9 protein-coding genes are annotated in these 9,780 nt (G+C 41.3%); 4 read left to right on the forward strand and 5 right to left on the reverse strand.

Annotated elements, in window-relative coordinates:
* Positions 1–43: 43 nt before the first annotated feature.
* On the reverse strand, positions 44–1,285 hold the full coding sequence (fabF, locus tag AC1DSK_RS14235) for a beta-ketoacyl-ACP synthase II (protein ID WP_477548180.1): 1,242 nt from the start codon (positions 1,283–1,285) through the stop codon (positions 44–46).
* Between the two features lie 107 nt (positions 1,286–1,392).
* Positions 1,393–2,328 carry a beta-ketoacyl-ACP synthase III gene (locus AC1DSK_RS14240; RefSeq protein WP_477548181.1) on the reverse strand — a complete coding sequence of 312 codons (936 nt, stop codon included), beginning with the start codon at positions 2,326–2,328 and terminating at the stop codon, positions 1,393–1,395.
* A 190-nt stretch (positions 2,329–2,518) separates the two neighbouring features.
* Here AC1DSK_RS14240 and AC1DSK_RS14245 point away from each other — a divergent pair, with 190 nt between their 5' ends.
* Positions 2,519–2,707, forward strand: a complete 189-nt coding sequence (locus tag AC1DSK_RS14245; protein WP_477531544.1) for a YjzD family protein — start codon at positions 2,519–2,521, stop codon at positions 2,705–2,707.
* A gap of 54 nt (positions 2,708–2,761) precedes the next feature.
* Here AC1DSK_RS14245 and AC1DSK_RS14250 read toward each other — a convergent pair whose 3' ends face one another.
* The 3 genes from AC1DSK_RS14250 to AC1DSK_RS14260 form a co-directional block, all read right to left on the reverse strand.
* Complete coding sequence (locus AC1DSK_RS14250; RefSeq protein ID WP_477548182.1) at positions 2,762–4,876, reverse strand: ATP-dependent Clp protease ATP-binding subunit; 2,115 nt, start codon at positions 4,874–4,876, stop codon at positions 2,762–2,764.
* 378 nt (positions 4,877–5,254) lie between these two features.
* Positions 5,255–5,563: a metal-sulfur cluster assembly factor gene (locus tag AC1DSK_RS14255; RefSeq protein WP_016428030.1), complete on the reverse strand. Its 309-nt coding sequence runs from the start codon at positions 5,561–5,563 to the stop codon at positions 5,255–5,257.
* Positions 5,564–5,613: 50 nt separating this feature from the next.
* The gene (locus AC1DSK_RS14260) at positions 5,614–6,387 is read right to left on the reverse strand and encodes a prolyl oligopeptidase family serine peptidase (protein ID WP_342542012.1); all 774 of its coding nucleotides are present in this window, start codon (positions 6,385–6,387) and stop codon (positions 5,614–5,616) included.
* Positions 6,388–6,524: 137 nt separating this feature from the next.
* On the opposite strand from AC1DSK_RS14260, the gene AC1DSK_RS14265 reads away from it, so the two are divergent.
* From AC1DSK_RS14265 to AC1DSK_RS14275, 3 genes are read left to right on the forward strand one after another with little or no spacing between them, the layout of a single operon-like run.
* Positions 6,525–7,331: a Cof-type HAD-IIB family hydrolase gene (locus tag AC1DSK_RS14265; RefSeq protein ID WP_016428032.1), complete on the forward strand. Its 807-nt coding sequence runs from the start codon at positions 6,525–6,527 to the stop codon at positions 7,329–7,331.
* A 25-nt stretch (positions 7,332–7,356) separates the two neighbouring features.
* On the forward strand, positions 7,357–8,211 hold the full coding sequence (locus AC1DSK_RS14270; RefSeq protein ID WP_477548183.1) for a DegV family protein: 855 nt from the start codon (positions 7,357–7,359) through the stop codon (positions 8,209–8,211).
* Between the two features lie 18 nt (positions 8,212–8,229).
* Entirely contained in the window at positions 8,230–9,558 is a 1,329-nt protein-coding gene (locus AC1DSK_RS14275) for a CoA-disulfide reductase (RefSeq protein ID WP_477548184.1), read from the forward strand.
* Positions 9,559–9,780: the final 222 nt, after the last annotated feature.

Genomic DNA, 9,780 nt, shown 5'->3' on the forward strand with positions numbered 1-9,780 from the left:
AAAAGTCTCAATAGCACTTACATGCTACTGAGACTTTAACTGTTTAATTACGAACTTTTTTGAATAAAAGTGACGCGTTATGTCCACCAAAACCAAGTGAATTACTCATTGCATACTCGATTTCTTTTTCACGTGAGGCGTTTGCCACATAATCAAGATCACAAATCGGATCAGGATTTTCCAAGTTCATGGTTGGAGGCAAAATACTATCATGTATTGCAAGCGAAGTAAATATCGCTTCAATTCCGCCAGCTGCTCCAAGCAAATGTCCTGTCATTGATTTTGTTGAACTCATAGCAAGTTTGTAAGCATGTTCACCAAATACTGATTTAACTGCCATTGTTTCAAATTGGTCGTTGTAAGGTGTACTAGTACCATGTGCATTGATATAGTCTACATCAGAAGGAGAGATTCCAGCATCCGTAAGGGCTTGTTGCATTGCACGGGCAGCGCCTTCACCCTCAGGAGCTGGTGCTGTGATATGATGTGCATCACCAGTTGAACCGTAGCCGATAATTTCCGCATAAATTTTCGCACCACGTGCAATGGCGTGTTCATACTCTTCCAAAATAACAATACCCGAGCCTTCTCCAATTACAAATCCATCACGGTTTGCATCAAATGGACGTGAAGCGGTCTTAGAATCTTGGTTAAGAGTAAGAGCAGTATTCGAACAGAAACCTGCAACTGACATATTTGTTATCGGTGCTTCTGCTCCACCAGAAATCATTACATCAGCCTCTCCACGTTGAATCACTTTAAATGCATCACCGATTGAGTTAGTGCCTGATGCACAAGCTGTCACGGTACAAGAATTCATTGCTTTTGCACCGAAATAAATCGATACTTGTCCCGCGGCCATGTCCGGAATCATCATCGGAACGAAAAACGGACTTACTCGACGATAGCCTCTGTCTAGAAATGTACGGAACTGTGCTTCATACGTTTCCATTCCACCAATTCCAGACCCAATCCATACGCCTGTGCGAAGACCCAGTTCAGGTGTTAATTCCAAATTTGCATCTTTCATCGCCATAATGGATGCTGCCAGTGCAAAATGTGTAAAGCGGTCCATTTTTCTTGCTTCTTTACGCTCGATATATGTTTCGATATCAAAGTCTTTAACCTCTGCTGCAACTTTTGCAGGAAAATCGTCCGGATTGACGCGAGTCATTGGTCCAATGCCCGATCTGCCTTCTTTAATCCCCGCCCAAGTTGTTTCAATATCATTTCCAAGCGGTGAAACCGCTCCTACTCCCGTTATTACAACACGACGTTTTGTCATGATTTTTTCTCCCTTCATGTGAAAATTGATTTTTATATTAACTGTTTAACATTGCATTACTTGACTGGGTGACAATCGTCTCCAACGGACACTCCATCAGAATAACTCTATCTTCCCCATTTTAAGCAAATGGCCCCCCATGTTAAACCGCCGCCAAATCCAACAAGAACTACTACATCATCGTCTTTCACTCTACCCGCTAAAATATCTTCTTTTAATGAGATAGGTATAGATGCAGCAGATGTATTACCGTATTGATTAATTGTTTTGGACATTTTCTCTACAGGTAATTCTAATCGCTGTCTTGAAGCTTCCATAATTCGAATATTCGCTTGATGAGGCACCAAGAAATCGACTTCATCTTTTGTCAGTCCAGCTTTGATAATGACATTTTCAGCTGATTCCCCCATTTGACGGACAGCAAATTTATATACTTCCCGACCATTCATTTCAAGGAAGGGACCGTTCTGGAATAAGTGTTTTCCTCCGGAGCCGTCTGCACCAAGTTCAAATGATAGAATACCTCTGCCTTCCGAAACCTGACCAATGATGGCCGCTCCGGCACCGTCTCCAAATAAGACAGCGGTATTGCGGTCTTCAAAGTTCGTAATTTTTGATAGTTTTTCAACGCCCACAACTAGAACATACGGATAGACACCCGTCTCAACAAATTGTTTGGCTGTAATGACTCCATACATAAAACCTGCACATGCCGCCGAAATGTCCATTGCCGCTGCATTCTTTGCACCAAGTTTCTCCTGAATCATCGTCGCAACAGTTGGAAAAGGCATATCAGGCGTAACCGTAGCAACCAAAATCAAGCCAATTTGATGAGCTTCGATCCCTGACTCTTCTATCGCTTGTTTAGCAGCTTCGTAAGCCATATCTGAAGTATTAACATCATCGTCCGCATATCTTCTCTCTTCTATACCAGTACGAGTACGAATCCATTCATCGGTAGTATCCATTTGTTTTTCCAAATCAAAGTTTGTAACAACACGTTCTGGCACATATCTTCCTAAGCCGATAATCCCCACACTCATATGACACCCTCATTTCAATTATTATCTTCTATTAGTACCTGGTAATAATAATAACGAATTAAGCATGAAATTTCAACTCATCGTCACGAATTTGCCAAACTTAGAGGAGGTTCTATAAAAGATTCTTTGTCACATTCGGCTCATATGATATGATGGTAGAAGTAAATAGTCTGTCCAGAGGTGAAACAACATGAAATTTGTCATTACATTAATTTGGTCATTTCTACTTGTTACAATGCTGAACTATGTAGTAAGTTCAGTGGCAGCAGTGCCATTCAACTTTAACTTGGGTGCTATCATCTCACTTGGGTTTGCAGCACTTATCTTCTTGATTTCTGCAATTATTCCTAATGAGCCAGCAACACACGAGCACCACTAATTCAACAAAACAAAAACGGTATCTCTGAAGCTTCCACTTCAGAGATACCGTTTTTTATTGATTGATTATAACTTCGCCATTTTCAAGGGATACTTCAACATTGCTTCCGGGAGTTAAGTTCCCACCAAGGACCGCTTTTGCTACAGCTGTTTCAACGTGTCGCTGAATAAAGCGACGCAATGGGCGTGCCCCAAACGCTGCATCCGTTCCCTCACTAACCACCCAATCAATCAATGGCTGGGTGAAAGTAATTGTGATTTCCTGCTCTTTCAACCGATTTGCTAATTGCGCCAAATACTTCTCCGTAATTGACGTGAAGTGAGAACCTTTTAATGAATGGAACAAAACAATTTCATCCATTCGGTTCAATAATTCTGGTTTAAAATGTGTTCGAAGTGCAGTCATCACCAAAGATTCCGCTTGGTCGCTATCCTCCAACAAATATTGTGATCCAATATTTGAAGTCAGAATCACTACAGTATTTGCGAAGTTGACGACGCGCCCCTGACTATCCGTAATCCTTCCATCATCCAAAAGCTGGAGTAAGATATTGGCGACATCAGGATGTGCTTTTTCTATTTCATCGAGCAAAACGACCGAGTATGGATTACGTCTTACCATTTCTGTCAGTTGCCCACCTTCTTCATAGCCGATATATCCTGGAGGAGCTCCTACAAGACGTGATACGCTGTGTTTCTCCATATATTCGGACATATCAATGCGGATGAAATGATCTTCGGAATCAAATAAATTGGCAGCTAATGCCTTGGCAAGCTCTGTTTTTCCCACACCGGTTGGTCCCAGGAATAAAAATGAACCAATTGGTTTTGTAGGATCTTTAATACCCGCACGTGCACGCCAAACGGCTTCCGTTACAAATTGGACTGCCTGATCCTGCCCCACTACACGTTCCTGTAATGTTTCCTTCAATCTAAGAAGCTTATCTCTTTCTCCTTCAACTAATTTCATCACAGGTATTCCTGTCCAACGAGAAACGATAGAAGCAATTTCCTCCGAAGTCACTTCTTCGCGAAGTAAACGATTTTCAGAAGTTGATTCAAGCGCAGACTCAAGTTCAGCGATTTCTTTTTCGAGCGTCGGTATTTTGCCATGACGAAGCTCGGCTGCTTTATTTAAGTCATAGCTATTTTCCGCCAGTTCCAGATCTCGTCGGTAACCATCCATTAGCTCACGTTTCTTTTGAATGTGCTGAAGGGATTCTTTCTCTGTGGACCATTGATTACGCATAGACTCGGTGGACGTTTTCAATTCATCGAGTTCCCGTCGTATTTTAGATAACCGTTGTTGACTTGCCTGATCTTTTTCCTTCATCAATGCTTGTTCTTCTATTTCCAATTGCATCATTCTTCTTGTCACTTCATCCAGTTCCTGCGGCATGGAATCAATTTCTGTTCGGATCATCGCACATGCTTCATCCACTAAATCAATTGCTTTATCCGGCAAAAATCGTTCCGTTAAATAACGGTCAGACAATTGTGCTGCTGCAACAATCGCCCGGTCATGTATCCGTACAGCATGGTGCAATTCAAAACGTTCTTTTAATCCACGTAAAATCGATACGGTATCTTCAACAGAAGGCTCACGTACCAAAACTTGTTGGAAACGTCTCTCCAGTGCCGGGTCCTTTTCGATATACATTCGGTACTCATCAAGCGTTGTTGCACCGATACAATGCAATTCTCCACGTGCCAACATAGGTTTAAGCATATTGCCCGCATCCATCGCACCTTCTGTTTTTCCGGCACCGACAATAGTGTGAATCTCATCAATGAAAAGAATAATGCGTCCTTCACTATCTTTAACTTCTTTTAGCACCGCTTTTAATCGTTCTTCAAACTCACCGCGGTATTTAGCACCTGCAATCAATGAACCCATATCCAGTTCATAAATATCACGTTCCTTCAATCCTTCAGGAACATCCTTCCGTACGATTCGCTGTGCCAATCCCTCAACTATCGCTGTTTTACCAACACCCGGTTCCCCTATCAGCACCGGATTGTTTTTAGTTTTTCTGGAAAGAATTCGAATGACGTGTCTGATTTCCTGATCTCGCCCGATAACGGGATCCATTTTTCCATTACGAGCCTGTTCTACTAAATTGCGACCATACAGTTCCAGTGGTCTTTTCTGTTCTTGTTGCTGTTGCATATTCACGCCACTCCTTGTTTGACCTTTTTTGACTAATTGATTTTATTATAGGATGCTAGGAGGAATATTGTAAAGAAATGTGCATGGGATTTTTGTGGTGCATAATGTTTGTTCGGTGAATTTCGTTGTTTAGTTGGGGAAGCATTCATTTGAAATTAAAATGCTATGTTAACCTTTACAGTGGTTTATCGTACATTTGCGCTGACCGCATGAGCCAAAAAGGATATAAACCATATACTTGAGGGTCTGATACTTCACGCTCTTGCGGCTTGCTAGGCGCAAATGTACTCTCTTGTTTTCAATTCAATATCCACAGCTTTCTATATTAATGGCATAAAAAATCCACTCACTTAACTGTGAGTGGATGAATGGAATATTTTATCTGACACCGAGTGCCATTTTTGCGTAGCGGGACATATTGTCTTTTGACCAGCCTGGAGTCCACACAATATTGACATCGACTTCTTTAACTTCCGGTAATTCGTATAATGCAGTTTTTACTTGATCAACAATCATTGGGCCCATTGGGCAACCAAGTGAAGTTAATGTCATAGTCACAACTGCAAATCCATCTTCTGATAAATCCACATCATAAACAAGTCCAAGGTTTACAATATCAATACCAAGTTCTGGGTCAATAACATTTTCGAGTGCACCCATCATGCTGTCGCGCATATCTTGATCCATGTTCATACCCCTCTCTAACTAACGTATATATTCATCATAACAAATGCAGCTTACTGAGACAAATAGTGTGCAATGAAGCTGGTTGATTCCAGCATCCCTTTTCTTGAAACGGCATGACCCGCCGATTTATCCGTCATAAATTGGAAACGTTCAGGATCATGCACATATGATTTTTTCAACGCATTGAAAAAGTTAAAGGTAGGTTCATAAGGAACTACATTATCTTGAACCCCATGCCAGAAAAATACTGGCCGGCCATTCAATGCACTCGGGTTTAATGTAAGATCGAATTTTCTTAACGTATCAAACATCTGCATACGCTCCACGTCAGTAATCGGTAATTTAAAGCCACGTGCTTCATACTGAGCCATTTGTGCCTTCGCCAAATGGACATATCCAGGAGAACCCATCATCACGGCAGCCGTGTCTATCCACGGATAAACATTCAGGCACCCTAATGTTTCAATGCCTCCCATTGATGTCCCAGCTAGTCCTATTTTTGTATGGTCCATTATTAAGTTTCGTTCAATTAATTGTTCTCTTAACATAGCTACTTCTTCAATAGATGTTAAAATTATTTCCCAGAAGCGCAGTGACAATTGAATTTCATCAAGATTTTCTTGTCTCTCTCCATGCAAATGGGCATCAGGCAGTAACACTCGAAAGCCTTTCTCGGCCAATTGGTAGGCATAATGTAAGTTGTGTTCTTTAGCACTTGTGAAGCCATGAAGAAAAATCACGACTGGTACCTGTTGTTCCCGTAGGGATTCTTTGTATACATGCAATAGTGGAATATGTCCCCACCGTTCATTTTCAACGTTCACTTTTCCACTTCCTTTGTATCTAATACTTGTTATCGTAGCAAAACAAATCAAAAACTTCAAAAATGAAGTTGGATTTTTTTGACTAATGGATGTCCATGACGATACACTTTACTCTAATAGGAAAGGAGTCATTTAACATGCAACCTCATTTAATCGTTTTGGATCTTGATGGAACATTATTAACAGATGAAAAAGTCATTTCTGAAAAGACTTTACATACGTTATTTAAAGCAAAAGAAAAAGGTCATGAAATAATGATCGCGACTGGACGACCTTATCGTGCCAGTGAAGTTTACTACCACCAGTTAAAAATGCAAACGCCCATTGTCAATTTTAATGGTGCCTTTGTCCATCATCCCACTGACCATACATGGAATCCGATTCATGAACCCATTAATTTGAAAGTCGTAAACGAAGTAATTGATGCCATTCATGATTATAAATTTCATAACATTATTGCTGAAGTTATGGATGATGTGTACTTGCACTATCATGATGAGAAACTGCTCGATATTTTCAGCTTCGGAAAACCACAAGTAACAACAGGTGATATTCGAAATTATTTAAAGACCGACCCTACCAGTTTGCTTATTCATGCAGAAGAACATGAAGTTCCTGCCATCCGTCAACACCTACATGATGTACATGCAGAAGTGATTGATCACAGAAGATGGGGTGCGCCATGGCATGTAATTGAAATTGTACGCAGCGGCCTAAATAAAGCTGTAGGTATTTCGCATGTATCGAAACACTTGAATATTCCAAAGGAACGCATTATTGCATTTGGTGACGAAGACAATGATTTAGAGATGATTGAGTATGCTGGAACCGGCGTTGCTATGGGCAATGCCATTGCGAAACTAAAAAACATTGCAAATGAAGTAACAACTTCAAATAATGACGATGGGATTGCGGATTTCTTACAAGAACGTTTAAAATTATAGAAATAGTTGATTCAGGGGGATACAAATGAGAATATTTGCAGACAGTGCTTGCGATTTACCGAAATCTTTTTATGAAACAAATCCGGTCACGTTGATTCCATTACGTGTACATATTGATGATGCCGAATACTTGGATGTCATGACAATCGATTCGACACAAGTTTACGCGGAAATTCGTCAAGGGAAACAACCAAAAACTTCACAAGCTTCACCAGAACAATTTTTGACGTTTTTTGAAGAACTTGCGAAGTCTGGAGAAGAAGGCTTGTATATTGCCTTTTCTTCAGAACTTTCAGGAACACATAATACCGCAGTTATGATTCGGGAACAGGTAAAGGAAGACTATCCTGATCTTAAATTAACAATCGTTGATTCGCGATGTGCTTCACTTGGTTATGGCTTGCTTATAAAAGAAGCCGTCCGATTGATGAAATCTGGCGAACCTATGGAACGTATTGTCGAAATAATCCGTTTTAAAGCACTACATATGGAACACTTGTTTACAGTTGAAGATTTAGATTATATGGCTCGAGGCGGACGCGTGTCCAAGACCAGTGCTATTATTGGAGGATTATTAAACATCAAACCTCTTCTTCACGTGGAAAACGGCAAGCTTGTACCGATTGAAAAATTAAGAGGACGCAAAAAAGTAATGAAACGGATCATTGAACTCATGGAAGAACGCGGTGAGCGTTTACATGAACAAACTATTGCAATCAGTCATGCTGACGACGAAGCATTTGCAATGGAAATGAAGGCAATGGTTGAAGAAACATTCCATCCAAAACAGGTGGAAATTCATATTATCGGATCTGCGATAGGTGCACATACTGGTCCTGGTGCATTAGCTTTGTTCTTTTCAAATCAGATACAGCAATAAGAAACGGAGCGAGTGAACATGAAGAAAATCGTAATCGTTGGAGCTGTTGCAGGAGGAGCGACTGTCGCTTCCCAAATTCGTTTTTATGACAAAAACGCAGAGATTGTTGTGTTCGATCAGGATGATACGATGTCGTATGGTGCGTGCGGAATGCCGTATGTCATCGGAGGGAAAATTTCAGAGCCCAATCATTTGATTGCGGCAACTCCTGAAGAATTTAAAAACGAGCGGAATATCAATGTGTTTCTGAAACATCGTGTGACAAAAATTGATCGCCAGCTTAAGTCGGTAGAAGTCTTGAATCTCGAGTCACAGCAATCCTTTAAAGAAACTTACGATTTTCTTATCCTGTCTCCAGGTGGTACACCGATTGTGCCTGAAACAACCGGTCTGGAAAGCGCGATCATGTTCACGTTGCGTAACTTCAGTGATATGAAAAAAATCAATGGATATATATCCACTGAGAAACCTAAAAGCTGTGTAATTGTGGGTGCTGGATTTATCGGTGTGGAAATGGCGGAAAATCTTGTTGACCTTGGTTTGAACGTATCAATTGTCGAAAAATCCCCGCAAGTGATGAACATCATGGACGTGGACTGCTCTGCCCTTGTGGAAAAAGAGCTAAGTGATCATGGTGTACGCATATATAAGGAAGATTTCATTACCAATGTAAAGGGTACTAATCTGGTTCTCGATTCTGCCGAAACGATCCAAGCCGATTTCATTCTCATGAGCATCGGTGTATCGCCCAATACGAAATTGGCTGAAGACGCTGGTTTAACGATTGGCGAAACGCGAGGGATTGTCACAAACGAATATTTGCAGACGAATGATGCTTATATATATGCAATCGGAGATGCTGCAGAAAATAAAGATTTCATTACAGGCGACGCCAAACGTGTTCCGCTAGCCTGGCCAGCTCACCGTCAGGCATTTATCGTCGCGAAGCATATCACCGGGGAAAAGATTCCTTTCAAAGGATTACTTGGTACAACGATTTGCAAAGTCTTCTCACTGGATGTGGCATTAACTGGATTAAATGAGCGAACATTGAAAGATATTCCGCTGAAGTTTGAAACGATTATTCAAAAATCTAAATCCAATGCTGGCTATTATCCGGACCATGCAAACATATTCTTGAAAGTCCATTATGATTCTGTAACCCGCAAAGTATTGGGTGCACAAGCAGTTGGTGGTAAAGGTATCGATAAACGAATTGATGTCCTCTCCACTGCCATTTATGCTGGCCTCACTATGGACGATTTACAAGCATTGGAATTGTCCTATGCCCCTCCCTATTCATCACCAAAAGATCCCGTGAATATGGTAGGTTATCGGGCTAATTAGATATGCGAAAAGCGTCACTTTAACTCGACGCCAGAGCTGGAAAGGTTCCCTTTGCGACGAGTAACCGCAGAAGCAGCGCTGGAAAGGTTCTCATTGCGACGAGTAACCGCAGGAGCAGCGCTGGAAAGGTTCTCATTGCGACGAGTAACCGCAGGAGCAGCGCTGGAAAGGTTCTCATTGCGACGAGTAACCGCAGGAGCAGCGCTGGAAAGGTTCTCATTG

The sequence above is a fragment of the Paenisporosarcina sp. P4_B8 genome (assembly GCF_056402175.1).

Bases quoted from the DNA above. Each gene is read 5' to 3' on its own strand.
- fabF (WP_477548180.1), bottom strand. From the start codon at position 1,285: ATGACAAAACGTCGTGTTGTAATAACGGGAGTAGGAGCGGTTTCACCG.
- AC1DSK_RS14240 (WP_477548181.1), bottom strand. From the start codon at position 2,328: ATGAGTGTGGGGATTATCGGCTTAGGAAGATATGTGCCAGAACGTGTT.
- AC1DSK_RS14245 (WP_477531544.1), top strand. From the start codon at position 2,519: ATGAAATTTGTCATTACATTAATTTGGTCATTTCTACTTGTTACAATG.
- AC1DSK_RS14250 (WP_477548182.1), bottom strand. From the start codon at position 4,876: ATGCAACAGCAACAAGAACAGAAAAGACCACTGGAACTGTATGGTCGC.
- AC1DSK_RS14255 (WP_016428030.1), bottom strand. From the start codon at position 5,563: ATGGATCAAGATATGCGCGACAGCATGATGGGTGCACTCGAAAATGTT.
- AC1DSK_RS14265 (WP_016428032.1), top strand. From the start codon at position 6,525: ATGCAACCTCATTTAATCGTTTTGGATCTTGATGGAACATTATTAACA.
- AC1DSK_RS14270 (WP_477548183.1), top strand. From the start codon at position 7,357: ATGAGAATATTTGCAGACAGTGCTTGCGATTTACCGAAATCTTTTTAT.
- AC1DSK_RS14275 (WP_477548184.1), top strand. From the start codon at position 8,230: ATGAAGAAAATCGTAATCGTTGGAGCTGTTGCAGGAGGAGCGACTGTC.